The sequence below is a fragment of the Gordonia jacobaea genome (assembly GCF_965344965.1).
In the GTDB taxonomy this organism is placed as follows: domain Bacteria; phylum Actinomycetota; class Actinomycetes; order Mycobacteriales; family Mycobacteriaceae; genus Gordonia; species Gordonia jacobaea.
The window spans coordinates 223,359-248,885 of record NZ_CBDRLS010000002.1 but is presented as its reverse complement, the minus strand read 5'-3'; the positions used below and the strand labels follow the sequence as shown (position 1 = coordinate 248,885).

26 protein-coding genes and 1 pseudogene are annotated in these 25,527 nt (G+C 64.3%); 14 read left to right on the top strand and 13 right to left on the bottom strand.

Annotated elements, in window-relative coordinates:
• The first annotated feature begins 111 nt into the window (after positions 1-111).
• A complete protein-coding gene (locus ACRVY7_RS07245) occupies positions 112-1,446 on the top strand; it encodes an AlbA family DNA-binding domain-containing protein (protein WP_431816568.1) in 1,335 nt (444 codons plus the stop codon).
• A 134-nt stretch (positions 1,447-1,580) separates the two neighbouring features.
• On the opposite strand, the gene ACRVY7_RS07240 is transcribed toward ACRVY7_RS07245, so the two are convergent.
• The 5 genes and pseudogenes from ACRVY7_RS07240 to ACRVY7_RS07220 form a co-directional block, all read right to left on the bottom strand.
• A complete protein-coding gene (locus ACRVY7_RS07240) occupies positions 1,581-2,069 on the bottom strand; it encodes a TIGR04338 family metallohydrolase (protein ID WP_431816567.1) in 489 nt (162 codons plus the stop codon).
• Positions 2,070-2,547: 478 nt separating this feature from the next.
• A pseudogene (locus tag ACRVY7_RS07235) lies at positions 2,548-3,007 on the bottom strand (CocE/NonD family hydrolase C-terminal non-catalytic domain-containing protein); the annotation flags it as partial.
• A 231-nt stretch (positions 3,008-3,238) separates the two neighbouring features.
• The gene (locus ACRVY7_RS07230; protein WP_431816566.1) at positions 3,239-4,054 is read right to left on the bottom strand and encodes an enoyl-CoA hydratase/isomerase family protein; all 816 of its coding nucleotides are present in this window, start codon (positions 4,052-4,054) and stop codon (positions 3,239-3,241) included.
• 13 nt (positions 4,055-4,067) lie between these two features.
• Positions 4,068-4,922, bottom strand: a complete 855-nt coding sequence (locus ACRVY7_RS07225) for an alpha/beta fold hydrolase (RefSeq protein ID WP_431816565.1) — start codon at positions 4,920-4,922, stop codon at positions 4,068-4,070.
• A 27-nt stretch (positions 4,923-4,949) separates the two neighbouring features.
• Positions 4,950-5,183 (bottom strand): Rossmann-fold NAD(P)-binding domain-containing protein, encoded by a 234-nt coding sequence (locus ACRVY7_RS07220; protein ID WP_431816564.1) that lies wholly within the window; start codon positions 5,181-5,183, stop codon positions 4,950-4,952.
• Between the two features lie 187 nt (positions 5,184-5,370).
• Between ACRVY7_RS07220 and ACRVY7_RS07215 the strand changes: the two genes are divergently transcribed.
• The 5 genes from ACRVY7_RS07215 to ACRVY7_RS07195 are packed head-to-tail and all read left to right on the top strand — an operon-like array spanning position 5,371 to position 8,324.
• Complete coding sequence (locus ACRVY7_RS07215; protein WP_431816563.1) at positions 5,371-5,577, top strand: hypothetical protein; 207 nt, start codon at positions 5,371-5,373, stop codon at positions 5,575-5,577.
• Between the two features lie 52 nt (positions 5,578-5,629).
• Positions 5,630-6,484 (top strand): alpha/beta fold hydrolase, encoded by an 855-nt coding sequence (locus tag ACRVY7_RS07210; protein ID WP_431816562.1) that lies wholly within the window; start codon positions 5,630-5,632, stop codon positions 6,482-6,484.
• Entirely contained in the window at positions 6,481-7,851 is a 1,371-nt protein-coding gene (locus ACRVY7_RS07205; RefSeq protein WP_431816561.1) for an FAD-dependent oxidoreductase, read from the top strand. The genes ACRVY7_RS07210 and ACRVY7_RS07205 overlap by 4 nt, the downstream gene beginning before the upstream one ends.
• The gene (locus ACRVY7_RS07200; RefSeq protein WP_431816560.1) at positions 7,848-8,054 is read left to right on the top strand and encodes a hypothetical protein; all 207 of its coding nucleotides are present in this window, start codon (positions 7,848-7,850) and stop codon (positions 8,052-8,054) included. The genes ACRVY7_RS07205 and ACRVY7_RS07200 overlap by 4 nt, the downstream gene beginning before the upstream one ends.
• Before the next feature lie 9 nt (positions 8,055-8,063).
• Positions 8,064-8,324, top strand: a complete 261-nt coding sequence (locus ACRVY7_RS07195; protein WP_431817052.1) for an isochorismatase family protein — start codon at positions 8,064-8,066, stop codon at positions 8,322-8,324.
• A 210-nt stretch (positions 8,325-8,534) separates the two neighbouring features.
• Here the strand turns inward: ACRVY7_RS07195 and ACRVY7_RS07190 are convergent, their stop codons facing one another.
• Positions 8,535-9,566, bottom strand: coding sequence for an alcohol dehydrogenase (locus ACRVY7_RS07190; protein WP_431816559.1), 1,032 nt, complete (start codon positions 9,564-9,566; stop codon positions 8,535-8,537).
• Positions 9,567-9,588: 22 nt separating this feature from the next.
• Positions 9,589-10,614: an alcohol dehydrogenase catalytic domain-containing protein gene (locus ACRVY7_RS07185; RefSeq protein ID WP_431816558.1), complete on the bottom strand. Its 1,026-nt coding sequence runs from the start codon at positions 10,612-10,614 to the stop codon at positions 9,589-9,591.
• A gap of 166 nt (positions 10,615-10,780) precedes the next feature.
• Between ACRVY7_RS07185 and ACRVY7_RS07180 the strand changes: the two genes are divergently transcribed.
• On the top strand, positions 10,781-11,161 hold the full coding sequence (locus ACRVY7_RS07180) for a maleylpyruvate isomerase family mycothiol-dependent enzyme (protein ID WP_431816557.1): 381 nt from the start codon (positions 10,781-10,783) through the stop codon (positions 11,159-11,161).
• A gap of 48 nt (positions 11,162-11,209) precedes the next feature.
• The gene (locus ACRVY7_RS07175; protein WP_431816556.1) at positions 11,210-12,085 is read left to right on the top strand and encodes an alpha/beta fold hydrolase; all 876 of its coding nucleotides are present in this window, start codon (positions 11,210-11,212) and stop codon (positions 12,083-12,085) included.
• Between the two features lie 444 nt (positions 12,086-12,529).
• Here ACRVY7_RS07175 and ACRVY7_RS07170 read toward each other — a convergent pair whose 3' ends face one another.
• On the bottom strand, positions 12,530-13,351 hold the full coding sequence (locus tag ACRVY7_RS07170; protein WP_431817051.1) for an alpha/beta fold hydrolase: 822 nt from the start codon (positions 13,349-13,351) through the stop codon (positions 12,530-12,532).
• A gap of 130 nt (positions 13,352-13,481) precedes the next feature.
• On the opposite strand from ACRVY7_RS07170, the gene ACRVY7_RS07165 reads away from it, so the two are divergent.
• Positions 13,482-14,291 (top strand): hypothetical protein, encoded by an 810-nt coding sequence (locus tag ACRVY7_RS07165; RefSeq protein WP_431816555.1) that lies wholly within the window; start codon positions 13,482-13,484, stop codon positions 14,289-14,291.
• 136 nt (positions 14,292-14,427) lie between these two features.
• On the opposite strand, the gene ACRVY7_RS07160 is transcribed toward ACRVY7_RS07165, so the two are convergent.
• From ACRVY7_RS07160 to ACRVY7_RS07140, 5 genes are all read right to left on the bottom strand, one after another.
• Entirely contained in the window at positions 14,428-16,092 is a 1,665-nt protein-coding gene (locus tag ACRVY7_RS07160) for an FAD-dependent oxidoreductase (RefSeq protein ID WP_431816554.1), read from the bottom strand.
• A 45-nt stretch (positions 16,093-16,137) separates the two neighbouring features.
• Entirely contained in the window at positions 16,138-17,016 is an 879-nt protein-coding gene (locus ACRVY7_RS07155) for an MBL fold metallo-hydrolase (RefSeq protein WP_431816553.1), read from the bottom strand.
• A gap of 167 nt (positions 17,017-17,183) precedes the next feature.
• Entirely contained in the window at positions 17,184-17,342 is a 159-nt protein-coding gene (locus ACRVY7_RS07150; protein WP_431817050.1) for a DoxX family protein, read from the bottom strand.
• 51 nt (positions 17,343-17,393) lie between these two features.
• Positions 17,394-19,451, bottom strand: a complete 2,058-nt coding sequence (locus ACRVY7_RS07145) for a CocE/NonD family hydrolase (RefSeq protein ID WP_431816552.1) — start codon at positions 19,449-19,451, stop codon at positions 17,394-17,396.
• Between the two features lie 243 nt (positions 19,452-19,694).
• The gene (locus tag ACRVY7_RS07140) at positions 19,695-20,933 is read right to left on the bottom strand and encodes a glycoside hydrolase family 76 protein (protein ID WP_431816551.1); all 1,239 of its coding nucleotides are present in this window, start codon (positions 20,931-20,933) and stop codon (positions 19,695-19,697) included.
• Between the two features lie 294 nt (positions 20,934-21,227).
• Here ACRVY7_RS07140 and rplJ point away from each other — a divergent pair, with 294 nt between their 5' ends.
• The 5 genes from rplJ to ACRVY7_RS07115 all read left to right on the top strand — a co-directional run bounded on the left by rplJ (position 21,228) and on the right by ACRVY7_RS07115 (position 25,524).
• Complete coding sequence (rplJ, locus tag ACRVY7_RS07135) at positions 21,228-21,752, top strand: 50S ribosomal protein L10 (protein WP_049698686.1); 525 nt, start codon at positions 21,228-21,230, stop codon at positions 21,750-21,752.
• A 99-nt stretch (positions 21,753-21,851) separates the two neighbouring features.
• Positions 21,852-22,241, top strand: coding sequence for a 50S ribosomal protein L7/L12 (gene rplL / locus ACRVY7_RS07130; protein ID WP_049698687.1), 390 nt, complete (start codon positions 21,852-21,854; stop codon positions 22,239-22,241).
• Positions 22,242-22,580: 339 nt separating this feature from the next.
• On the top strand, positions 22,581-23,840 hold the full coding sequence (locus tag ACRVY7_RS07125) for an ABC transporter ATP-binding protein (RefSeq protein WP_431816550.1): 1,260 nt from the start codon (positions 22,581-22,583) through the stop codon (positions 23,838-23,840).
• A 2-nt stretch (positions 23,841-23,842) separates the two neighbouring features.
• Positions 23,843-24,649: an MlaE family ABC transporter permease gene (locus ACRVY7_RS07120; protein WP_005209182.1), complete on the top strand. Its 807-nt coding sequence runs from the start codon at positions 23,843-23,845 to the stop codon at positions 24,647-24,649.
• 2 nt (positions 24,650-24,651) lie between these two features.
• Entirely contained in the window at positions 24,652-25,524 is an 873-nt protein-coding gene (locus ACRVY7_RS07115) for an MlaE family ABC transporter permease (protein ID WP_005209184.1), read from the top strand.
• The last annotated feature ends 3 nt before the right edge of the window (positions 25,525-25,527 follow it).

Below are 25,527 nucleotides of genomic sequence, written 5' to 3'. Positions count from 1 at the left end.
CTCGTCGAGGCATCCCATGCCCACAAACTCGCTGCTCAACTCGGAAGCTCGTGTTTCGTGAGTCGATGACCCCAGGTCAGTGCGCAACTCGGCGTGGGATAGGAAGTACGGGTGAAGATCGTCTACATCGCAACGCAGCTCACCTATTCGGGTATCGAGCACTTCGGCCGTTCACTAACCCGTCATCTTGCGAGTGAACACCAAGTGCGGGTGTGCGGTGCGATCGCGCTGCCTGACTCGCGCCTGTGGAAAACTCGCGTCGCTGATGAATTCGTCATGCCAGTTGCCGACCTCGCCGATGTCGACGTCGTCCTCCTGGAAGGCGGTTGGATAGACGGCGCGGGCGCGGAAAAACTCCCCTACTCGGCGGCAGAGGAGTTTGTGCGCCGCGGCGGACAACTCATCATCGCCGACCTAACCAGGGACACGCTGCAGGTGAGTGATCGCATGCAAGGTGCCGGTGGCTTGTTCGGCGCTGTGCCCACTGGCCGCTACCTTTACGACGAGACTGCTGGCGCAAATGGAGCAACGTACTATCTCCCTGGCGAAATGTCGGCGCTGGCCCCTCGTTACCAGCCAGTCTTCGACGGCATTGACTCAGTCCTGGCGGCGTCAGCGATCGAACTGGCACCGACCACCGCCGACATCGTCTCCACCGGTAACAAGTTCACCGTCACCCTCAACATGGATACCGACATGCGTCTAGACGTCGCGCCGTGGGCCACGATCAATACCTACGGCAGCGGCCACGTCGTTCTCGTCGGTGCGTGCGTCACCTACGATGCGATCGTCGACCTCTGCCCCGACAACGCTCGATGGATTGGCAACATCATCACCGCAGTGTGCGACGAGACTCGAGAGACCAGCAACTGGCGAGTCGCGGCTAAAACCTCACCTCGCGACACCCACCACGATGTTGCGTCGCTCCTCGCGCAGCCTGAATCGCAACGGCTCGAACGGAAATCGTCGTTTCTCACACCGACTGACCCGACTCGCGGCGGGGTGTCGAAAGACATCCTCAAGCATGCAGTCGGCAAGTCGATCGCCGCGCTGGCGAACACCGACGGCGGGCACCTGATCATCGGCCAGGACGACGCAGGGGAGGTGCTCGGATTGGCGGCCGATTTCGCGGCCTCAGGCAGCAGGCACCCTGACCGGGACGGGTGGTATCAGCAGTTCGTCCACTACGTCCGCGACAATTTCAGTGACACCTGGGAGTCGCTGCAACTCGGCCTGGAATGGGTGCCTACAAGTTCCGGCGACTACGTGGCCATCATCGCAGTACCTGAGCGTCAGTCATCAACTCCGGTGATGGTAAAGGACCCGAAGAAGCAGAACGCGGAGAAAGTGTTTGTGCGACGCGGCCCTGTCACAGTAGCGCTCTCCACCCCCGAAGTGATCGCTTGGTACGAGGCCCGCAGGGAACGCCTCGCTCATCGTCCTTGACGGCGAAACGGTGAGCGAGGCGCGTGTTCCGCACAATATGGTGGCCAGCGCTGGCAGGTCGCTGTCGGCGGGGTCGTTCGGGTTGTAGGCAGCTCGGACGTGGTGGGTTCTCTTGCTAGTTCGGTAACGAGGAGTTACCCACCGCGAACCCCGGAGGAGTGGTACCAAGAACGAAGTAATAGTGCCTCGGGTTCTCCTAGTACGACGCGCGCGAGGTAGAGCATCGCTTCACGGAACTCCACCCCGTGCCAGCGCGTGCCCGTCGGCGACGCCGGAATTCCTGCCGCTACCGACAGGTGGTGGGCGAGTTCGTGCAACACGATGCTCTCGCGGCCGAACTCCCTGCGGTGCATAGGAATTGCCATGGTTGAGGTTGCAGGCTCGTAGTGAGCGCTGCCTTGTCCGCGCCGTTCTCTTACTTGGATTGGGCCCGCTGTGGGGTACCTGCTGCGTAGAGAGTCCATTGAGAGTATTTCGTCAACGTATCTCTGAATCGACGCTATGTCGGCGAATCGTCTTTGAGTGGACACGTAGAGGTGTGAGCCGTGGAAGTCCACAAGACCGCCCCTATCGAGGGCAGAGGACCAAATGCTCTCCGCGCTGTAGACCGCTGACGCGTTCACGGCTGGCGCCTACCGCTGGTCGGAGACACGATCGAGCAGGCTTGCTCGCGGTGAGAATTCCCGGAGAAGGTGACATTTCGGCGCCCGTGCGCCGTGGAGTAGAGCGGTTGTACGCGCGGCCTGCTCGCGCGAGACAGCGTGCCGAGTCTGCCGGCGTGGCCGCGCGTGTCTGTAAGGTCCTTGTTCTTACGATTGACGACTATGTGCCTGTGAGTCAGTGCTAACCGGGTCACGTCTGCCTCTCCGCGGAGCTTATCGAATGCATGTCGGTCGTCTACAGGTACAACATGCGTTCTTCCTCGGCGGGCTCGGCGTGTTGTGGCGACGCTCTTCCGTCCAGCATTGCATTCGACATCGGCCTGCGAAATGGTGCTACGGGGAGCGTCGCATCTGAGTGCAGCTACGGCGTGTAGGTGCTAGCACGGCATGGTGTTCGTGAAGTTGAATCTGAGACGCGACGTTTGTGTGACGCGATGCCTCAGAGCCCTTCGCCTGCAAGGAAAGTCAGGTGACTCGGGTGCTCAGGGTCGAGGATCGAGGATCAAGCGTTGCCTGCGGCCGCGCGCCTTGACCAGATCCGGCACGACGGTCAGGTAACGCGGGAAACTTGCCGCGTACACGTCGACTCGTAGCCGATGGCCGGGTTCGAGGACGGCGTCGGTCGGGACGAGATCGACGTCGATGCGCACCGGGGCGTCGGGCGGTACGGGCAGTTTGCGCTTGCGCGACAAGAAGTGGTGCGCGCCAACGAGACTGCCGTCCGAGGCGTAGGTCGATTTGCTGGGATCGAGCGCCCGATTCGACGCCGACAGGGCGCCGTTGGTCAGTACCTTCGACGTTCCGTCCGGCGCGACGTCGTTGACGGTGACGGCCCAGATTGCCTCGTGTGCGGTGGTGGCGACGTTGAGCCGTAGATTCATCGAACCGGACGTCGGTGATCTCGACCTCGACGTGCAAATGGTCGCCCGGTCGCGCCGGGGACGGCCAGCTCAGTTCGATCCCCGTGCCAATGATGCCGGTCGCCAAGGGTAGGCAGGTCACGAGCAGACGCATGGTGATCGCCGCGGTGTGCCAACCGCTGGCGGCTAGGCCGCGGAAGAAGGTGTACGCGGCGGCATCCGCGTGGAGGTCTGAGTCATGGGTGTCCCCTTCCCCCGGTGGGGGTTGCGCTAGCTGCCGTCCTCGGTCCTGGCCAGGTAATCGCCCAGATTCAGCTCGACGTCTAGCCCGTGGCTGGCGAATTGCTTTCCCAGCCGGGCGAATCCGGAGGCAAAGCTGGGCCATCCCAACGATCGCGAGTATTCCGCGTACTCGGTGAGCAGATCGGCGTCGGGCGGCAGTGATGCTCGGTTCACCTGCGCCTTCGCCCCGGCAAGCACTTGCTTGTCGAAGGAGGCCAGCCGTGTCGCCAGCGTGCTGACAAACGTGTCGAGTTCGGCATCGGGCATCGCGCGCGTCACCCAGCCGTATTGAGCTGCAAGTTTTGCGGAGTAATCAGCGCTGGTGAGGATGGCTTCCAGGCTGCGATCCCGTCCGATCAAGCGGGGCAACCTGTCGGAGCCACCTCCGCCGGGCAGGATGCCGGTCCCCACCTCGGGCTGGCCGAATAGGGCCAATTCCTCGCTGGCATAACGTAAGTCGCAGGCGAGTGCCAATTCGTTGCCACCTCCGCGGGTTCTACCGCGTATCTTGGCGATGCTGACGAACGGCGCCTTCGTGAGGCGAATCACCAGATCGATCCAGGCTGGGACGTTGTCGGCGAGTGTGGGGAAATCCGCGGCTTTGGTGAGGTCGAAATGGTTGAAGTAGAAACCGTCGGTGGCGCTGGCGAATACGACCACTTTGACGTCGTCGTCAGCGCCGAGCTGGTCGATGGTGGCGTGCAACGCGGACACCGTCTGCGGATCTATCAGGTTGACCGGCGGATTGGCGAAGGTGACGGTGGCGATCTCTGGCGCTGACCGGGCCAGGCTGACAGAACTCATGGACACACCCGACCTATCGTCCGAGGAATTGATTGACGTCGGCGGCGAACGCGGCCGGATATTGGAACAGGAACGCATGGCCGGCATCGGGATAGATCTTCAGCTGCGCGTTGGGCAGGTACTCGGCGAGGAGATAGGTGTTGGGCGTCGGGACCATGATGTCGTTGTCGCCGTTGGCCACCAGTGTGGGTTGGTTGATCGCCCGCAGCCGAACCAGTTTGGCCGGGTCCGGGATGCCCCAAGTGGAGATGGCGGTCATGTGCGCGGCAACGGTATCGGCGTTCACCGTCGTGTCGCGGTCGCTCTGCCGCAGTCGCAGTCGGCTGAGGAATTCGCGTCCCAGGGCGAGACTGGAGGCGGACTTCTCGAAGAACATGGTCAGCAGGCCCTCGCCGTCGATCGCGTCCCTGATGGCGACTTCCAGGACCTCGGGAACATACATGTGCATCCGTTCGCCGCCCTGGGGCCCGGTGCCTGCCAGCACCAACCTCCGCACTTGGTGGGGCCGCATCAACGCGAACTCCTGGGCGACGAACCCGCCCAGTGAGAAGCCGAGCAGGTCGATGTGCGTGAGCCCAAGCGCGTCGACGAAAAATATTGCGCCGTGCGCCATTTCAGCCACGGTATTGGGCGTGCGGCCGGTGCTGGCACCGACGCCGTCGAGGTCAACGAGGATCACTTCGCGCTGCTCGGCGAGCGCATCGACGAAGGCCGGGTCCCAGTTGTCCAGGTTCGCGCGGTAATGCACGAAGCAGACCAGCGGAGGGGCCGAATTGTCGGTGCTCCCGAACCGCCGATAGGCGTATCGCACGCCGTTGGTGGCCTCGACGCTCAAATTGGGGGTGTCGACCTGGGTTGCTGTGCCCATGAGTGAAATTCCGTTCTGGGTAGCGGTTTAGCGGAACACCGAGGCGCGGGCCCGGCGGGTGAACTCGTCGGCGATCACTTCGGCTGCGCCGGTCTCTATGGCGTCGACGATCTGGCGCGCCACGTCGGCGGGGTAGTTCTTGGGGATATCGATGTCGGCGACCATGGACGTGTCGGTGTAACCGAGGTAGACGCCGACGACGTTGATGCACCGTGGCGCCAGCTCCGCCACAGACTGCTCGTCGGTGACGTCGAGTTCCACAGGGACGATCCGGTGATCGGAATCCGGTCAGGGCCTCGGCTGGTCGCGTACACCTTGCCCGCACCTCGGGTAAGCAATTCGTCGACGATGGCCTTGCCCGGGCCGCGTTGACCTCCGGTCACGACGACTGAGGCGTTCCTGACTGTTCGCGCGCTCGACATCCACCCACCGTGCCGGAGATCCGGTTGTGGCCGGTATCCGTCAGATGACTGGCGGGCGCCGGATCCTCGTCGAAGCCGACCGGCTGGGCCTGACGGCGTTGCAGGAGCTGGTGTCGCAGGGACCTCTGACGCCGACGGTTGTCGCCATTTTCCCGTTGCGCCAGACCAGTGAGGCGCAGTCCAGTAAGTCAGGTCCGGGCAAGACGGTGCTGACCGTGGTTTCGCGCGGCTGAACAGTCATCACGCGGATACCCCCGGATACCAGTGGCCAGGAGGCTTACAGACATGTCGCAATCCCCTTCCGCACCAGTCTTTTCCCGATCTGCCGAGACCCAGTATGTGGACGGCCCGAACGCCCGATTCGCCTACCGCCGCTTAGGATCAGGCGCGGGAACGCCCTTGGTGCTCGCACTGCGCTTCCGCGGCACCATGGATCACTGGGATCCGGAATTCCTCGACGGACTCGCTGCGCACCGTGACGTCATCATCTTCGACAACATCGGGCACGCCAAGACCGGCGGTGTCGCGCCGACGACGATGTCAGCGTTGGCCGGTGGCCTGATTGAGTTCGTTGAAGCACTCGGATTGGCCGAAATCGACCTGCTGGGTTGGTCGCTGGGCGGAATCGTGGTCCAAGCTGTCACCCTGCAGCGCCCCGATCTGGTGCGCCGTCTCGTGGTCGCCGGCAGTTCGCCCGGGGGAGGGGTCCCTGGCATGCCGCAACCCGACCCACGGATCTGGCAGGTGGCAACCAAACCTGTCAACGACGACGACGACTTCCTATACCTGTTCTTTCCGGATACTGCGCCGGCCCGAGAGCTGGGCCTGCAGTCGTTACGGCGCCTCGACGCTCGCACGCAGTCGGCCGAACACGTGCCGGTGTCCCTCGACACCATGAAGGCGCAGCTGGCTGTCATCGCCTCGACCGGATCGATGGTGTGGGATGAGCTGGCGGACATTCAAATTCCGGTACTCGTCGCCAATGGTGCACATGACCGAATGATCGATGCCTACGCCACCTACGCGATGGCCGGCCGCCTGCCGAATGCCAAGATTCTGCTCTACAGCGACGCCGGCCACGGCTTCTTGTTCCAACACCTCGCCGACTTCACCGGCGAGGTAGTGAAGTTCCTGTCATGACCGCCACCATGGATGCCGATCTGTTGGTCATCGGCTTCGGCAAGGGCGGCAAGACCCTGGCCGGCGACATGGGCAAGCGCGGGCAACGCGTTGTCCTCGTGGAGGCGTCCCGGTCGATGTACGGCGGAACCTGTATCAACACCGGATGTGTTCCCACCAAATCGCTGGTGTTTCACAGCGGCCGGCTTCCCTACGCTTCGGCGGTCGCCGAAGTCGAACGCCTGACTGCGGGTCTGCGGGCAGCCAACCTCGCCGGCCTGGCACCGATACCGACGGTGACGGTGCTCACCGGTAGTGCCGCCTTCCTCGATCCGAACACCGTGGCGGTGACGACCGCCACGGGCCCGGTGACGGTGTCGGCGCGCCAGATCGTCATCGGGACGGGATCGGTACCCGTGGTCCCGGATCTGCCCGGCCTCGCGGATTGCCCGGTCGCGGTGACCAGCGCTGAACTGCTCGGGCGGGTGTCTCGACCGGATCGGCTCGTCGTGCTCGGCGGCGGTTACATCGGTTTGGAATTCGCCTCGATGTACGCCGGGTACGGCGCCTCGGTCACCGTTCTCGAACGACGACCGGCCGTGCTGGGGCACGAGGACCCGGAGGTCGCCGAGACCGCCCGAGCCCTCCTGCACAGCAGGGGCGTCACGATCGTCACGAGTGCGACCGTCACCGGCGTACAGACGATTCCGCGTCCGGGTGGCCCACCTGAAGCCAGCGTGGAGTACGTCCTCGACGGGCGCTCGACGAAGATCGGCGCCGACAATGTTCTGGTCGCCCTCGGTCGCAGGCCCAATACCGCGTCGTTGAGGCTCGACCGAGCGGGTGTGGATACCACCGATGGCGGCGCTGTCGCCGTCGATGACTTTCGCCGCACCAGCCAGCCCCACATCTTCGCCGTCGGCGATGTCAACGGCGGCCCGCAGTTCACCTACATCTCGCTGGATGACTACCGCATCGTCCTCGACCAGCTCACCAGTGCGTCTGCGCCCCGAAGCGCCGCACAGCGGCACGCCGTGCCGAACTGCCTGTTTCTCACACCGCCGCTGGCGCGTGTGGGGCTGACCGAAACCCAAGCGCGGGCCGCCAATTACGACATCCGCGTCGCCACCAGCCCGGTGGTGAACCTGGCTACGGTGGCCCGGGCCCGCATCGTCGGCCAAACCGAGGGCATGATGAAAGTGGTGGTCGACGCGGCCACCGACCGTATCCTCGGTGCGGCACTGCTCTGCCACGACGCGCAGGAAATCATCAACATCGTCGCGCTGGCTATGCGCCACGGCATCACCGCGACGGCACTGCGGGATGAGATCTACACCCATCCCTCCATGGCCGAGTGCTTCAACCAACTTCTGGGACTGCTGAAATGAAATTCGATCCCGACGACGCGGGGTGGCTGTTCAACGGGCCGCTGGAGGCCGATGAGTTCGCCACCGGCACGTTCGCGCGCGCCGGGGTGCTGGATCTGACCGAGTTCGCCGGTTCCGGCGCGGATTGGCTACCCGACTTCCCGCCGTACATCAACCACGCGAAAACCACGGTGGTCAGTCCACACAAGGTATTCGGCCCATAGACCAACGACCTGGTTCTGCAGCTGCGCAAGCGGGGATGCCGCCGGGTGATCCTGGGCGGGATGCTGGCCAACATGTGCGTCGAGTCGCACCTGCGGCACCTGCTCGAAGACGGATTCGAGGTGGCTGTGGCGGTCGATGCTGTCGCAGGTCCGCGGCACCCACAGTGGGGCGACGGATATCAGGCCGCCACGGTCAACTACCGCTTTCTCGCCCATGCTGTGGCACCGACCTCGGAGATCGTGGCCGACATGACGGCAGCCGCGCCGTAGCGACGGCCGTGCCGGTGCGCTCATTGCGCTGTACCAGGATCCCTCCAGCGCCGCACGACGATGAGGTGGACGACAGGCAAGGCGACGGCGGCCGCCGCGGTGACAGCCCATTGGCGGGTGTGTCACCGGCGGACATAGCGACACCCAACACCGAGGTTGCCAGGATCGCGCCCAGATACCGGGTGGCGCCGAGGTTCGGCGAATGCCGCGCTACGTTGAGGACGGCATTGTTAGCACGACTCTGAAACGTGCCTGGTTGCGCATCATCCGGTCGTATCCGGCGGCAGCGTCGTCCAAAGGAACGGGCTCGACCCAGGGTCGAATACCGTGCAGTGCAGCGAAGTTCAGGGTGTCCTCGGTGTCGGCAGCTGCCCCGGCAGGGTGTCCGTGGACGGTGCCGGAGCTGTTGATCAGCTGCAACGGGGTGACGTGAATGGACTCGTCGAGCACCGCCAGCGTGAGCAGCTCGCCGTGGGGAGCCAGACCGTTGACCGTCGCGCTGATCGCGTCTGGATTGGTCGCGGTCGCGGCGATCACTCGGGCGCCGCCGAGCTTGCGCAACTCGGCGGCTACGTCCTGAGAGCTCGAGTCGATATAGCGGTGGGCTCCGAGTTGCCTAGCCATATCGGCCTTCTCGTCGCCGCGGGAGATGGCGACGGTCAGGAAACCCATGTGAGCGGCGAATTGCACGCCCAGGTGTCCAAGGCCGCCCACGCCGAGAATCGCCACGACATCGCCGGGTCGGGCACCGCTTTCGCGAAGGGAATGGAACATGGTCACGCCGGCACACGCCAGTGGGGCTGCGTCGACTGCGCTGAGTCCATCGGGAATTCGCGCCAGTCCCGACTGGTGGACGATCAGCTGCTCAGCGTATCCACCCGGGAACGCGGCCCCGGTGATCTTGGACCGCTCGCAATGTACGAAATCACCTCGGCGGCAACGGAAACAAGTGCCGCAGTAGAAGCCGAACCAGCCGACAGCGACACGGTCCCCGACCTGCCAGTCCAGCACGTCCGGGCCTATGGCCTCGATGTGGCCGGCAACCTCGTGCCCGGGAGTCACCGGAAACGTCGTGCCCGGCAAATGCCCGGCTGCGATCTGTGAATCGGAGTGGCACACGCCGCACGCCTCCACGGTGACTCGGACTTCGCCGGGTCCGGGCTGAAGAAAAGGACGGTCGGTGAGTCGCAGCGGCCCACCGGGCTCGATGACCTCGACTGCGCGATAGGTATCAGATGCCATGAGAATGCCTTTCAGTTGGAGCTCAGCGGGGTAGGGAAAAGTCGAGGACGACGCGGAAACGCGCGCGACCGGACATCATGCGGTCGTAGGCCTTCGGCGCGTCGGTGAACGGCAGCGGTTCGATCAGGGGGGCGATCTGATGAGCCAGGCTGAATGCCAGGTTGTCCTCGTTTTCGATGGCCGATCCGGTCAAGCTCCCGACGACGCTGCGGCCCCCGAAGATCAGGTCCGGGGTCAACACCGGCATCGGCTCGGGCGAAGCGCCCACCACCACCAGTCGGCCGCGGGGTTGCAGCCCGGGTACCAGACTTGCCATCGACGGGCCGTGACTGGCGGTCGCAACGATCGCCGTCGCCCCGCCCAGTGCGTTGAGCGCGGCCGAGGGGTCGGCGGCGGCGCTGTCGATGTAGTGGTCGGCGCCCAGGGTGGCGGCCAGCGCGGCTTTGTCGGTACCCCGGGCGATCGCCGCGACCCGATAGCCCATCTTCTTTGCGTATTGGATCCCGAGATGACCCAGGCCGCCGATACCCTGGACGGCCACCAGCGAATTCGGCGGGGCCGCTCCGGCCCGTAGCGCATTGAAGACTGTGATTCCGGCGCACAACAGCGGGGCGGCGGTCAGCGCGTCGAAACCTTCGGGGACGCGCACCAAGCCGCTGGGCCGGGCGTAGACCACTTCGGCGTATCCGCCGTCGGTGGTGGTCCCTGGCTGAGGTTGGTCGGTGCAGTTCACGAAATCGCCGCGCCTGCAGTAGTCACACTGATTGCACTGGCCGCCGAGGAACCCGAGCCCGACACGGTCGCCGGCACTCCACCGCGGGTCCACTTCAGCGCCGATTGCGTCGATGACACCGACTACCTCATGACCGGGCACCCGGGGCTTGGTGGGGTCCGCCCGCTGACCCTCGACGGCAAGAAGATCGCTGTGACACACACCGCAGGCCAAGGTCCGGATGCGCACCTGTCCGGGAGCGGGTTCCAACAGCTCACGGTCCACCAATGCGAAGTTCCGTTGGCCGGTGACCTGATAGGCACGGTAGGACGTCATCTCAAGTACGACACCAGTTCAGTCGTCGGCGCGGTATCGGCACGTTGACGGCGGTGTCCGCTCGCCCGAGGCGCCCCGCGGTGTGAGGGCTTGCGCTGACCAGGAGCGGGTACCGGAGTCGCGTGACCTATACCGGGGAAGCGCTCCGGCCAGGACACTCCACTGAGTGAACGAACTCGCCAGCGCTCAAGCCGCAGTGGCCGCACTGCGTCCGGTCCTCAGTGACATCACCTCCGATCAACTGAGCTGTCCCACCCCGTGTCCGGGGTTCGATGTCGCGGGTCTTGCCGATCACCTGGTGGGCACCATCACGATGGCCCGGGAATCAGCCGAAGCGGACCTGACCGCCCGGTTCGGCGAGCAGCGCAGTTCCGAGAGCGCGAGGCTCGACGGCGAGACCGAGGACTCCGTCCTGACCCGCGTAACCTCGGCCGCCGAATCGGCCCTATCTGCGTGGCGGCGTCGCGGGACCGATGGTGACGCCATCTTCGCCGGGCGTGTCCTACCGACTGGTGGCATACACCGGACGCGAGCCCCGCAACCATAGTTAAACGACGGATATCCGTCCCGAGGTCCGCGTGCCACCGTCGACACCATGACCAACACAGCAGCGACCGAAATCGACGACACCTCTTCAGCGTTCACGCCCAACCTGACCATCGACGTCGGCGGCGCTCCGATGCTGTACCGCCGCACCGGCCGGAGTTCACACACCGTGCCCCCGCTGGTCCTGTTGCAGCACTTCCGGGGCAACCTGGACTACTGGGATCCGCTACTGCTCGACACCCTTGCCGCAGACCGTGACGTCATCACCGTCGATCTGCACGGGGTGGGCGGTTCGGGAGGACAGACGCCCGACAACGTCTCGGACATGACCCGCAACGCGATCGCATTCATCACCGCGCTCGGACTCACCGAGATCGATCTGCTCGGATTCTCGCTCGGCGGTCACATTGCGCAGGAGATCGCACTGGTTCGGCCGCGACTACTGCGCAGACTCGTCCTGGCCGGGACCGCGCCGCAGGGCGCTCCGGACCTGCATCGGTGGAGCGAGGACGTCTACCGCTGGGCTACCGGAGACGTGACGGCGCCCGAGGACTTCATCTCCCTGTTCTTCTCCGGCTCCGATGACGGGCGACAACGCGCGTGGGAGTACCTGGCCCGAACCCACACCCGTCAGCAGGACCGCGATCCGGAGTCGTCGCTGGCCTGCCGCGACGCGCAGTTTCAGGCGCTGATGACTTGGGGAATACCGGAATCGGCCAAACTTCAACGGCTCTCGGCGATCACCCAACCCACGCTGGTAGCCAACGGCGACAACGACACCATGATGTACACCAAGAACTCGCAACTGCTCGCCGAGAACATTGGCGGCGCGCAGCTGCGGATCTACCCCGATGCCGGACATGGGTTCCTCGATCAGTACCCGGTCCAGTTCGGTCAGCACGTGCGTCAGTTCCTGGGGTGCTGACCGTTATTCGGCATCCAGAGCATCGCGGAGCTGGACCCGGCTGGTGATCCCGAGCTTGGGAAAGAGTTTGTACAGGTGCGCTGCCACGGTGCGGTGCAGCAGGCTGGAATGTCGGGTTGTGGATGCAGCCGGTCGGTGCCCAGTGGTTTCTGATCGACCAGCACGCCGGCCCCGCCGTGATCTCACTGGTCGCGTGTTCCGACAGCTACGGAGCCCCTCGATCTTCGGGCGATCGACGTCGATCCGGCACGGCAGGCCGGTTCGACCGCGCTCACCAAGTTCCGGACCCGGCTGGGAATCGCCCCGGATGTCCTCAGTGTGAGGTTGGCGAGCCTGGTCAACGCTGGCGTGTTCGAACCGATCGACTGTGGCGGCCCGTTTGCGCCGCCGTGATGGACAGGTTGTGGATCCCCCCGTGTGCAGTTGGTCTTACCCGTTGGCTGATCAGGCGGCCAGGAACCTCAGGATGTCGCGGCCGAGCTCCGCCTGGTAGTCACCATGGATGCCGTGCGAGGCGCCGGGATACACGCGAAGGGTGCCGTGGCTGACAAGCTCGATCGCCTTGTAGGCGGCGTCATGGATCGGCACGATTTGGTCGTCTTCGCCGTGCGCGATGAGAATGGGAACGGTCAGGTTCTTCAGGTCCTCGGTGAAGTCGGTTTCGGAGAACACCTTGATGCAGTCGTAGGCCCCCGCCAGGCCAGCCTGCATACCCAACAGCCAGAACTGATCGATCAGCCCCTGGGATACGGCCGCACCGTCTCGGTTGAACCCGTAGAACGGAAGGGCGAGGTCTTTCCAGTACTGGGACCGGTCGGCCAGCACATGGGCGCGGATGTCGTCGAACGCCGCGATCGGAGTCCCGTCCGGGTTCTGATCTGAACGCACCATGACCGGTGGCACCGCACCCGCCGTCACTACCTTGCTGACCCGACCCTGCCCGTGTTGCGCGGCATACCTGACCACCTCACCACCGCCGGTGGAATGGCCCACCAGGGCGAGGCCGGTCAAGTCCAGCGTGTCGACCAGCGCCGCCAGGTCCGCAGCGTAGGTGTCCATGTCATTGCCGGTCCAGGTCTGCTCCGAGCGGCCGTGCCCACGGCGGTCGTGGGCGATCGCCCGGTATCCGTTGTCGGCAAGCAGTTTCAGCTCGGTGTCCCAGATGTCCGCACTGAGTGGCCAGCCGTGACTGAAAATCACCGGGCGTCCCGCACCCCATTCCTTGTAGAAGATCTGCGCTCCGTCGGGGGCTGTGACATAGGGCATGAACGAATCTCCCATCGTGGGTTTCCAGTGCTGCTGCTATCAGTATTTCCACGGCCGCACCCCTGACGCATCGGTCGAACGACTGCAGCTAGAGCCAATTCGGTGACCCGCCGCGGTCGTAGCGAGCCGGGTGGCGCGGCAGTCATCTGACCGATACCAAGCGGCTCCGCCGGCTGAGACGCTGTGCGCACCGGACGACAAGCGGGAAGTGAGTACTGCCATGAGCAATCTGGTTGATGAAGTTCTGGACGTGTACGGAGGCGCGGCGCGCTGGAAGCAGATCCAGACAATCACCGCACACAAGAAGTTCGGGGGTGCGATCTGGGACATCAAGGGTGTGCCGGGTATCGTCGACGACGGCGAAATCACCGTGTGGGTTCAGCAGCAACGCACGTCACTGCGGCCGTTCACCGCGCCGAACCTCAAGTCCGACTACACACCCGGACGCGTAGCAATCGAAACCCTCGACGGTCACCCGGTCGAAACTCTCGATGACCCACGCGCCTCGTTCATCGGACATACGCTGGAAACGCCGTGGACAATTCCACAATTGGCGTATTTCACCGGCTATGCCATGTGGACCTACGCAGCGGAACCGTACAACCTAACCCTGCCGGGCATCGTGGTCACTCAGGGAGACGACTGGACGGAAGGCGACGAAACATGGCGGCGCCTCGATGTCACCTATCCCGCGGACATTGCCACTCACAGCAGCCACCAGGTCTTGTACATCGATGAGAGCGGGCTGATCCGGCGTCGCGACTACGAAGTCGATATCGCGGGCGGATCGCCAGCAGCACACTATGTTTCAGATTTCCTGGAGATCGGCGGAATCCTCGTCCCGGCCAAGCGGATGATCTACGTCCGCGACGAGGCCGGCCAACCCATGCTCGACCAACTCGTAGTCTCGATCAATCTGTCGGACATCGACGTGGTGTGAGTCGCCGCGCAACGCCGCGCACTGACGGACGATATTCATAGCTGGTGGGCGGCACGACTGCAGATCCGGTGTCGCCGGGGCCACGGATTACGGTTATCGCGTCGTCTTACGGTTATCGCGTCATCGGCTGAGTCGTCTATAGCGGTACGGCGGTGAGTATGGCGTGTACGGAGCTAATGGCGCTGGCACCTTCGCCGACGGCAGCGGCGACGCGTTTCATCGAACCGGCGCGGACGTCGCCTGCAGCGAACACGGCGGGCTGGCTGGTTTCAAACGGCAGCGGTCGGCGCCCATCGGGGCTCCAGTTCGCATCGAGGGTGTAACTGGGCAAGCGGGCGTCGGTGAGAATGAAACCGTGGTCATCGAGGGCGACGGTGGTGAGCCAGTCAGTGGCTGGCGTAGCCCCGATGAAGCAGAACAGTCCGCAGCAGTCGTGGCTGGCACCTTGGTCGTCGTCGCTGCCGGATGTGGACAGCGTGATACTGCGCAGCCGATCATCGCCGTCGACGGCACTGACATGAGTGCTGGTATGCACGGTGACACTTGGATGGGCGTCGATGCGTTCGGCGAGGTAGGCCGACATTCCGGCGCCAAGAGTGGATGCGCGCACCACGAGGTCAACGTGATTGTCTCTACTGGCCAGGAATAGGGCGGCTTGTCCGGCGGAGTTGGCTCCTCCGATGACCGCTACCCGCCCAGAGCCGCAGAGCCGGGACTCCAATTCTGTTGCCGCATAGTAGATCCCGGAACCTTCGAAGGAGGACCAGCCGGGCAGTGGTAGCGATTTGTACCGGGCTCCGGTGGCGATGATGACCGTGCGGGTGTTGATGGCGGTGTCGTCATCGAGTCGCACCGTCAGCCCGTTTCCGGTGGCGTCGATGGCGGTGACCGGGGCCGGAGTGGCGATGCGGGCGCCGAACTTCTGGGCCTGGATGACGGCGCGTGTGGTCAGGTCCGCGCCGGAAAGACCGGAGGTAAAGCCAAGGTAGTTCTCGATGCGGGAGCTGGCGGCGGCTTGCCCGCCTGTGGCGATGGCGTCGACAAGCACGGTGCGCAGGCCTTCTGAGGCGCCGTAGACCGCGGCGGCCAAGCCGGCGGGGCCCCCGCCGATGACCGTGACGTCCATCGTGGTGCCCAGACTCGGGCGTCGAGACAATCCGATGACGTTCGCTACACGGGTGGGAGTGGCGTTGCGTACCACGGTGGTGGCAGTGAGCACGGCGGGTAGATCATCGGGTTGCAGCTGCGCGGCACGCAACAGCAGCTGGCCGAGTTCGCTGTCAGCTTCGGTCCAGGTGTGCGGGAGGTGATGGCGTTCGAGATAGGTGCGCAGAGCGAGGGATGAGGCTGTAGGTGTGCCGACCAGGACCTCGACGCTACGGGCGGCTTCGTTGGCACGCAGGATCTGCCGTCGATCGATCAATGCTCGAAGGATGAGATCGGACAAGTCGGGTTCTGAATTCATGAGCCGCCGGAAGTCCGACGGGCTGATGCGGTACACGGTGGCGTCGGAGGTAGCGAGGGCATTGAGGTAGGTGCGTTGACCGGTGAGCAGGTTCATCTCGCCGCTGAATTGTTTGTGTTCGTAATGGGCGACAACGGCTTCGGGGCTGTCCGCCGTGGCCGCACGCAGGATGTCTACTGATCCGGTCTCGACCAGCAGCATGTCGCAGTCGATGGTCCCGGCGCGGAACAGCCATGTCCCGGCAGCGGCGTCTTGCCGCGTACCAAAGTCACGGAACCGTTCCCATTGATCATCGGTGAAGCTCGGCTGTGCCGCCGTGTGGGCTTCGAGGGCCATCGCGTTCCTTTCGTGGTGGTCACGCTTGGGTGTGCCGGTGAACGTTCAGGACCCATCGCGGCGGGGTGAAGCGAATTGGCTGTCTGCCGCGGCGTGCAGCGTGTAGGGGTTGCCAAAGTGCCCGTAGGTGGCCAGCATCGCCTCGACGATGGCTCCAGCGGTATCAGCACTGGCTGCGAGTCGGTCGAAATCGCTTATGTATTGCCGTGATTGGTCGAGCAGCCGGCGGGCGTCGTCGTCGGGTGCGGCGGGGTCCCGGTGCCCGGCGATGATGGTCTTGGGCGCGTATGCCTCAAGGCGGTCAAGGGAGCTGAGCCATTCCCTACGGCTGTGCGGGGTGGATCCCACCAGCCACATGTGGATGTCGTTGTAGGCTATGTCGCCGGAGACGATGGCATCGAGGTCAGGAATGTGCACGATGGTCGCGGTCACCCCATCGGCGCCCCCGATGGGCAGGACGCGCAACAGGTGGCCGTCGACGTCGAGGTGGTCGGCGGACACCTCGACGGGCACGGTGGGTGCGGTATCGAATTGGCCGTCGAACCAGGCCGTCCAGGCCGCCATCATGGCAGGTTCGACCTGTTGTTGCGCTTCGTGCAATGTCTCGGGCCTGCTGACCAGTCGCGCGTAAGGGAATTGGCGCAACAGCGCGCCGGCACCGAAGAAATGATCCGCGTGCCCATGGGTGATGTAAATGTGCGACAACGCGGCGTCGGTGCTGTCGGTCACCCACCGCGCCAGCTGTTCTCCCTCGGAGCGGGTCAGCAAAGCGTCGACGAGGACCGCGTGCTCATGCCCCGCGATCAGGGTGGCGGTGGTCGCAGGCCACGTCGCTTGCTGAGCCGGATCCCAACTGGGCACCTCGCCGTACGGGATCGGCTTGTACTGGCCGGTGAAGACGTGAAGGGTCAGCGGCGTTGACATAGGACACTCCTTCGAGGGCACATGGCGTATACCAACCAACGAGCTACTCGATCGCCCACCAAGCCAGCGCCCGCCGCCTAGCACGCTGCCATCGGGTCCAGTCGGTGCGCATCCGTCACATGACTACCGTCGCAGGATGCGGGTCCTGGCCCCAGGCCCTTTGCCCGCTACGCCAGTTGCGCGGTGCGACCGATGATGACGAACACCGCCAGGACGAGCAGCAGCGCGTTGACCGGCAATTTCTTAAACGCAGCGCGCCGTGCGTGGAAGATTCCCGCGGCGATCTGCAACAGGGCTAAACCCGCGGCCGCCACGGGAGTCAGAATCGGTGCAATCCACGTGGCCCAGGGGAAACGTGCCTCTTTGACGAACGAGCCTCAGAGCCCTTCGCCTGCAAGGAAAGTCAGGTGACTCGGATGCTCGGGGTCGAGGATCAGGCGTTGCCTGCGGCCGCGCGCCTTGACCAGGTCCGGCACGACGGTCAGGTAACGCGGGAAACTTGCCGCGTACACGTCGACGCGTAGCCGATGGCCGGGTTCGAGGACGGCGTCGGTCGGGACGAGATCGACGTCGATGCGCACTGGGGCGTCGGGCGGTACGGGCAGTTTGCGCTTGCGCGACAAGAAGTGGTGCGCGCCAACGAGACTGCCGTCCGAGGCGTAGGTCGATTTGCTGGGATCGAGCGCGCGATTCGACGCCGACAGGGCGCCGTTGGTCAGTACCTTCGACGTTCCGTCCGGCGCGACGTCGTTGACGGTGACGGCCCAGATGGCCTCGTGTGCGGTGGTGGCGACGTTGAGCCGCAGATTCATCGAACCGCTGATCGGTGTCTGCTGGGTGACGGGAGCGCTGGTGAACGAGAGTGCACCACGCTCCTGGAATCGGGCGTCGGCGTTGAATGGCCTGCCGAGGGCCATCGTCGCGCCCGCTGTCACCTGCGTCATGTCGCGTGAGACGAGGCCGCGAACATCCGGGCGGACATGAAGCGAGGCGTAGTCGGAGCACGGGGTGGATTGCAGGCTGCCGTCGTGCACGCAATGTGTTGCGCTGGAAGAACACTCGCTGGAGAGATAAAGCCGACGCGGCGAGACGCCCTGGCGCGGGAACGACTGACCAGCAGTCCAGGTGCCGCCCTGCTGGCGCAGTGTCACCGGTCCGTAGTGTTCGACGCCGTTCGCGTGCCCCTTGAGCCAGCGGTCGAACCACGCGCGTTCGAGGACGTCGAGACGAGGTGGCGCGAACTTGCCGCCGTAGCCGGACCCGACGTCGAAGTGATAACCGTCTCCGACGATCAATTGCTTGCGGCCCGGTTCGAGGTTGAGGCGCTCGTAAATGCCTGTGGCACTGCGTCCGAAGAGGTCGTGCCATGCACCGACGGTGAGCGTCGGCGCCTCGATCCGGTCGATCTGCGGATCGCGGGCGTCGAAGTACGGGTCGTCGAAGATGCGGTCGTCGCGGGCGGTGAGGAACCCCCAGAGGAGCGAGGGGATTTCGGTGGCAGGTGACGCGACGCGGTCACGAAGCCATCGGAAGTGGTTGCCGCGCAGAACATCTCGCATCAGCGTCGACGGATTCGGTACCCACTTCAGTATGTTCACCACAGACAGCCATGCCGGGATGAAGGCTGAGGGCATGCCGCCGGTGATGTAGATGTCGCGCACGATGTCGTCGCAGCCCTCGACCGCGAACACCGCGCCGAGCTGGGGTGGCCGCTTGTCGGCGGCCTGCAGCGAGTTGATGGCCGAGTACGACCACCCCGCGAGTCCGATCTTGCCGTTGCACCACTGCTGCTCGGAGACCCAGTCGATGATCTCGACGGAATCCTGCTGTTCACGCGGGCCGAGGATCTCCCATTTGCCGTGGCTGGCGCCGGTGCCGCGAACGTCGACGATGATCTGGGCGTACCCGCTGCGCACCAGGTTTCGATTGATCCCGAAGACGTCGATCACGCCGCCCGCGAGCATCTGGGTCAGAGTGGTCAGCCCCTCGAGTGCCGTGCCTGTCGCGTCGACCGATCGCGCGGCCGCGCGCACGGCACCCCCGAGGACGGGGGCGTGCATCGTGCTGTCGATGAAGTCGATCGCGGCGCGGTTGTAGGGGTTGATGTTGATGATCGCCGGATAGGGCGTCGTGACCACCTCGCCGAAACGTGTGGCAGGCCGAACGATCGTCGCCCGCAACTCGACGCCGTCGCTCATCGTCAGAGTGACATCGCGGTCGATCGAGACGCGGGGGTAGACCTGCGGGCCGTCGACCTGCTCGCGCCAGCGCATCGCACTGGCGCCTCCGGTGGGATCGCCGAGGGGGAGTGTGCCGAAGACGGGTGTGTCGGTGCTGGATCGGCGCAGTGATGAAGGGTCAACTGGAAATGGCTCGATGCGCGCGCGCTCTGTCGCCGCGTGCTCGTCCGCTGTCGGTCTCAACTGAAACGCCATGGTGCATCAGCCTGCCTTTGAGGTCACTGCACCTGCGTCAGCCGGTCGTTGTCCGGTGGGCGTGCCGCCGCGGATGCCGTCACTTCATCGTGTCGGTAGGAGTGACACGAACCGCGTTGTGGCACAGCCACAACCCCACCCAAATGTGGTCCACATCACTCCGGACCTCGACAATAGTGCATGTCGTGTCTCAGAACGCTAACTAGGGGGCGTCAATTTGGCGCTCAGTGCCATAATCGCAGGTCAGGGGCGAACATTTTGTTCGGATAGGCCGAGATCTATTGCGGCAGCGGCCTCGAGGACCATCCAACCGGACAGTTGAACCGACAGATCGCGTTCGGGAACCGACGACGAATTGACCGCTCCCGCGATGAATGCGGCGTCGGTACCGCCCCTGGTCGGCCGAATCGCCTGCTGGTGCCAGTCGGCGCTGAAGACCACGGTGTCGTCGACTTCTGCACGCGTGGACCACGCGGCGTCGGCGCTGCTGAGTACGAGTGCAGCGCTGCGTCGACGCAACTCATCCGCCCCGGGAAGATCGGCAGGGAGATCGGTGGCGACCAGAGCCAGGTAGCGCGCGAGTACGCCCATGAACAATCCGCCGTCGCCTCCGCCCGCGCCGCGGATCACGCCGTCGGGGCACTCGTGTGCCTCGATGGCGGTCAGGAGTCGATCGATGCGGTCGAGGTGAACGGTCTCACGGGTGCGTCGTGCCGCCTCGACTTCGGACCCGAGTACGACGCCCTGACAGTAGGTGTAGATGGCGGTGACGCGCTCGAATCCGTCACCCTGCGGCTTGATGCCGTCGATCACGAGGTGGGAGTCGGGGTCGACGAGGGCGGTGTCCATCCAGTCGCACATCGCCAGCGCACGGTCGAGGTGGCCTGTGCGCGCGAGCAGGATGGTCGCCGGACCATTGGCGGGCGCATTGAAGAAGGTGTCGACGGTGCGCCACGGGATTCCGCCGCCGCGCTCGGGCTCCCAGGCGTCGTACATGCGTTTACTCAGGGTGCGTAGCGCTTTGGGATGGTGGAGTTCGAGGTGGCGGTCGGCACGTTCGATCGCCAAGCCCAGCCAGGCCATGTCGTCGTAGTAGTTGTTGGTCCAGCGGCCGAGGTTGCGCAGCCGGATTCCGCGGAGCAGTCGGTTGGCGACGTCGGCGAGGTGAGGGTCGTAGGACATGTCGTCGGTGGGGCGATGGATCGCGGCGTCGACGATGAGGTCGAGAAGGTGTGCGTGCCACCAGTAGTGCCAGAATCCGAAGCGACTGCGGACGACGTCGAGCGGCAGCCTCCCGAGCGGCCAGGCGATCGTCGCGAGGCGGGTGCCGGGGACCCACCATGCGTGCCTCAGATGTCGGCCGAGAATGGCGTCGGCCGCGATCGCCGCTCGTGCGTTGGGTTCGGTGACAACAGATGCGTTGGGCTCTGGGATATTGGGTTCTGGTACACCGTCTGCGGACGATTTGGATGCATTCCCCATGGTCGGGTAGCCTATTACTTCGGTGTGACGTGCACATGTACGTCGTATCGGTTCAACCAGAGACCGTCGGTCATCGGGAGCGATTCCGATCGAAGGACGACTGCAGCGTCGAAAGACGCGAGGTCGGCGGCCCACGCAGGGAGAACGAGGAATAGTGGTGAGCGCCTGGCGCGCTCTGCCGAGAAACTACGCCCCGTGCCATCTGCGTGCCGGGGCGTTTATTTGTTTCGCCCCTCCTTGCGGGTATCTGGTCCGAACTCTGACCAACTCGAGTGATGAGGAAGGAGGCGAAGTATGGCCAAGTCCGAAAAGATCGCAGCAGTCGCTGAGATCGCCGAGCAGTTCAAGGGCTCAACGGCGACGGTCGTCACGGAATACCGTGGATTGTCCGTCACCCAGATCACCGATCTGCGACGTTCCCTCGGCGAGGGCGCAACCTACTCCGTCGCCAAGAACACCCTGGTGAAGCGCGCCGCTGCTGAGGCGGGCGTTGAGGGACTCGACGAGCTGTTCTCCGGCCCGACCGCGATTGCCTTCATTGAAGGTGAGCCGGTGGTGGCCGCGAAGGCGATCAAGAACTTCGCCAAGGACAACAAGGCTCTGGTCATCAAGGGCGGGTACATGGATGGCAAGCCGCTGTCCGTTGCCGAGATCGAAACGATCGCCGACCTTGAGACCCGTGAGGTCTTGCTGGCCAAGCTCGCCGGTGCCATGAAGGGCAACTTGGCAAAGGCCGCCGGACTGTTCAATCAGCCGGCGTCGCAGGTGGCACGACTCGCTGCCGCCCTGCAGGAGAAGAAGGAATCCGCAGGCGAATAAGTACTTCGGTACTCATCCGCCAGCACACAAGCATTCCCCCGCGCGGGGATTGAACAAGACAAGATGCCCCGCGTGGGGACTTACAGGAAGGACGCCACCATGGCGAAGCTCACCGCTGACGAGCTCATCGATCAGTTCAAGGAACTGACCCTGCTGGAGCTCAGCGATTTCGTGAAGAAGTTCGAAGAGGTCTTCGAGGTCACCGCGGCCGCTCCGGTCGCCGTTGCCGCTGCAGGTGCCCCGGCTGCTGCCGGCGCCGAGGCTGCTGCCGAGCAGGACGAGTTCGACGTCATCCTCGAGGGTGCCGGCGACAAGAAGATCCAGGTCATCAAGGTCGTGCGTGAGGTCGTTTCCGGCCTCGGCCTGAAGGAGGCGAAGGACCTCGTCGAGGGTGCTCCCAAGCCGATCCTGGAGAAGGTCGACAAGGAGGCCGCCGAGGCCGCCAAGACCAAGCTCGAAGAGGCCGGCGCCAAGGTGTCCGTCAAGTAAGACGGGCTCTCAGGGCTCCCAGCCACGCTCTTCATACGAGCCCGGGACAGCATTGCTGTCCCGGGCTCGTTGCTGTCTCTGCCTGGCCCACAGTTGCCGTGCAATGTGACCGGCGACCTACTTTTGTTATGTCGGTGGCATGGGATACTCTCTTGGGCAGTCAGGTTACCGGCCGGTAATTGGCCAAACCTGAGAACCGCCGAGAGGCGGTGTGGCTACGGGGGAACTGTCCGCTAGAGTGACCCCAACCACAGTTGAGTCCACCTGCGTTGTGCCGCCTGCGTCCGATGTGTTGCCTCGGCTGCCGCGCTTCGGGACCCGAGTTTCTTGGAGGATGTAGTGGGTGTTGAGGTCAGCGTCGAGGGGCTCACCAAGTCTTTTGGTTCTCAGAACATCTGGCGTGATGTGACGTTGACCCTGCCGTCGGGTGAGGTGTCTGCACTCCTGGGGCCGTCGGGTACCGGTAAGTCGGTGTTTTTGAAGACGCTGATCGGTCTGTTGCATCCCGAGCAGGGTTCGGTGGTGATCGACGGCACGGATATCACCCAGTGTTCGGCCAAGGAGCTCTACGAGATCCGCAAGCTGTTCGGCGTGTTGTTCCAGGACGGCGCACTGTTCGGGTCGATGAGTTTGTACGACAACATCGCGTTCCCACTTCGTGAGCACACGAAGAAGAAGGAAGACGATGTCCGCAAGATCGTGATGGAAAAGATCGATCTGGTCGGTCTGGCGGGCGCCGAAGACAAACTGCCGGGTGAGATTTCCGGTGGTATGCGCAAGCGCGCCGGGTTGGCGCGCGCGTTGGTGCTCGACCCCCAGATCATTTTGTGTGACGAGCCGGACTCGGGCCTGGACCCGGTACGTACCGCCTATATCTCCCAGTTGCTGATCGATATCAACGCTCAGATCGACGCGACGATTCTGATCGTGACGCACAACATCAACATTGCCCGCACGATTCCGGACAACATCGGCATGTTGTTCCGTAAGGAGCTGGTGATGTTCGGGCCGCGTGAGCAGTTGTTGACCTCGGAGCAGCCGGTGGTCAAGCAGTTCCTCTCCGGTGATCGGTTTGGTCCGATCGGCATGTCGGAGGAGAAGGACGAGGCGGTGCAGAAGCAGGAAGAGGCTATGCAGGCCGCCGGCATCGGTGGTGGTGGTACGAAGGATGATTTCTCGGAGATCATTCCGCAGGTGCAGCCGAATCCGGGTATGCCGGAGCGAAAGGCCGTGGCTCGTCACCGCGAGCGGGTGTTGGAGTTGTTGCCGTCGTTGCCGGAGAACGCGCAGCGCGCGATCCGTGAGTCGATGGAGCAGGAAGACCAGATCCGCGAGGAATCCCGCGCCCACGCCGCCAACACGCAGGGCGTCGAATGGTCCGACACCGACGGCGAGGCGCAGGGCGGTAGCGAAAACGTCATGGTCGACACCTCCACCGATGTCATCGATCACGGTGACCGCAATCAGGGTGGGTACGGAAACGATTACGCCGGAGACGATGCGCAGACCCAACAGTGGGCTGTGCCTGAGGAAGCGAAGACTCAACAACTCGAGTCGGAACGTCCCGAGGGTGGGCGTCACTACGGCGGGGGCTCTTAGGTATGACGAATGCCACCACGCGTGGCGTCGACAGAATCGCGCGGGCCGGTGAAGGTGCACTCGCCCAGACAGGCAATATCGTCCAGCTTTTCGTCGATGTAGCACGCCAGACTTTCGTGCGCCCATTCCAGTGGCGCGAGTTCATTCAGCAGGCATGGTTCATCGCCAGCGTGACGATCCTGCCGACTGCGCTCATCGCGATCCCGTTCGGCGCCATCGTGTCTCTGCAGACCGGTTCGCTGATCAAGCAGCTCGGAGCGGAGTCGTATACCGGCGCCGCGTCGGTGCTGGTCGTCATCCAGCAGGGTTCGCCGCTGGTCACCTCGCTGTTGATCGCGGGCGCCGCGGGCTCGGCCGTGGCCGCCGACCTCGGATCACGGACGATTCGCGAGGAGATCGACGCGATGGAGGTGCTGGGAATCAACCCCATTCAGCGCCTCGTCGTACCTCGTGTGCTCGCGATGGTGTTGGTCGCGATCCTGCTCAACGGTCTGGTCGCCGTCGTCGGTATCGGTGGTGGCTACTTCTTCAACGTGGTCGTCCAGGGCGGAACGCCGGGTGCGTATCTCGCGTCATTCGGTGCGCTGGCCCAGCTTCCCGACCTCTGGATCTCACTCCTCAAAGCAGCCATCTTCGGTGTGATCGCGGGCGTCGTGGCGTCGTACAAGGGACTCACCCCGAAGGGCGGACCCAAGGGTGTCGGTGACGCGGTGAACCAGAGCGTCGTCATCACCTTCCTCCTGCTGTTCCTGGCCAACCTGATCATCACTGCGGTCTACCTGCAGATCGTCCCGCCGAAGGGGAGCTGACCATGGCCGGTGGAGTGACTATCGCCAAGAGCCGCCCCGAGTACTACATGTACGAGGCGCGCAAGCAGCTCGGCAAACCGCTGAAGCTGCTCGACGGTGCGGGCGAGCAGATGTCCTTCTACGGACGCACGCTCGCGTGGATTCCGCGCACCCTGGTGCACTACACGCGCGAGGTCTTGCGCATTCTCGCCGAAGTGGCGTTCGGTTCCGGCGGTCTCGCCGTGATCGGCGGCACCGTCGGCGTGATGGTGTTGATGTCGGGGTTCACCGGCGTCGTGGTCGGTCTGCAGGGCTACGCCGCCCTCGACCAGATCGGCTCGCAGGTGCTCACGGGCTTCTTGTCGGCGTACGTCAACACCCGAGAGGTCGCGCCCCTGGTCGCAGGTCTCGCATTGTCGGCGACCGTTGGCTGCGGCTTCACGGCCCAGCTCGGAGCCATGCGGATCTCCGAAGAGATCGACGCGCTCGAGTCCATGGCCGTCCCGTCGATCCCGTTCCTGGTGTCGACGCGTGTCATCGCAGGCTTCATCGCGGTCATCCCGCTGTACGTGCTCGGACTGTTATCGGCGTACTTCGCCTCGAGAGTGGTGACGACTGTCTTCAACGGACAGTCCGGCGGCTCGTACGACCACTACTTCAACCTGTTCCTACCGCCAGAAGACGTGTTGTGGTCTTTCGGCAAGGTGCTGGTCTTCGCGTTCGTGATCATTCTCGTGCACTGCTATTACGGCTACTACGCAAGTGGTGGCCCCGCGGGTGTCGGCGTGGCCGTCGGACACGCGGTGCGAGCGGCGTTGGTCCTCATCGCCGTGCTCGACTTCTTTCTCGGCCTCGCCATCTGGGGGACGACGACGACTGTGAGAGTGGGGGGCTAGGCG

Coding starts and splice junctions, on each gene's coding strand:
- ACRVY7_RS07230 (WP_431816566.1), bottom strand. CDS start 4,054: ATGAGTTCTGTCAGCCTGGCCCGGTCAGCGCCAGAGATCGCCACCGTC.
- ACRVY7_RS07225 (WP_431816565.1), bottom strand. CDS start 4,922: ATGGGCACAGCAACCCAGGTCGACACCCCCAATTTGAGCGTCGAGGCC.
- ACRVY7_RS07210 (WP_431816562.1), top strand. CDS start 5,630: ATGTCGCAATCCCCTTCCGCACCAGTCTTTTCCCGATCTGCCGAGACC.
- ACRVY7_RS07205 (WP_431816561.1), top strand. CDS start 6,481: ATGACCGCCACCATGGATGCCGATCTGTTGGTCATCGGCTTCGGCAAG.
- ACRVY7_RS07200 (WP_431816560.1), top strand. CDS start 7,848: ATGAAATTCGATCCCGACGACGCGGGGTGGCTGTTCAACGGGCCGCTG.
- ACRVY7_RS07190 (WP_431816559.1), bottom strand. CDS start 9,566: ATGGCATCTGATACCTATCGCGCAGTCGAGGTCATCGAGCCCGGTGGG.
- ACRVY7_RS07185 (WP_431816558.1), bottom strand. CDS start 10,614: ATGACGTCCTACCGTGCCTATCAGGTCACCGGCCAACGGAACTTCGCA.
- ACRVY7_RS07175 (WP_431816556.1), top strand. CDS start 11,210: ATGACCAACACAGCAGCGACCGAAATCGACGACACCTCTTCAGCGTTC.
- ACRVY7_RS07170 (WP_431817051.1), bottom strand. CDS start 13,351: ATGCCCTATGTCACAGCCCCCGACGGAGCGCAGATCTTCTACAAGGAA.
- ACRVY7_RS07160 (WP_431816554.1), bottom strand. CDS start 16,092: ATGGCCCTCGAAGCCCACACGGCGGCACAGCCGAGCTTCACCGATGAT.
- ACRVY7_RS07155 (WP_431816553.1), bottom strand. CDS start 17,016: ATGTCAACGCCGCTGACCCTTCACGTCTTCACCGGCCAGTACAAGCCG.
- ACRVY7_RS07145 (WP_431816552.1), bottom strand. CDS start 19,451: ATGGCGTTTCAGTTGAGACCGACAGCGGACGAGCACGCGGCGACAGAG.
- ACRVY7_RS07140 (WP_431816551.1), bottom strand. CDS start 20,933: ATGGGGAATGCATCCAAATCGTCCGCAGACGGTGTACCAGAACCCAAT.
- rplJ (WP_049698686.1), top strand. CDS start 21,228: ATGGCCAAGTCCGAAAAGATCGCAGCAGTCGCTGAGATCGCCGAGCAG.
- rplL (WP_049698687.1), top strand. CDS start 21,852: ATGGCGAAGCTCACCGCTGACGAGCTCATCGATCAGTTCAAGGAACTG.
- ACRVY7_RS07120 (WP_005209182.1), top strand. CDS start 23,843: ATGACGAATGCCACCACGCGTGGCGTCGACAGAATCGCGCGGGCCGGT.
- ACRVY7_RS07115 (WP_005209184.1), top strand. CDS start 24,652: ATGGCCGGTGGAGTGACTATCGCCAAGAGCCGCCCCGAGTACTACATG.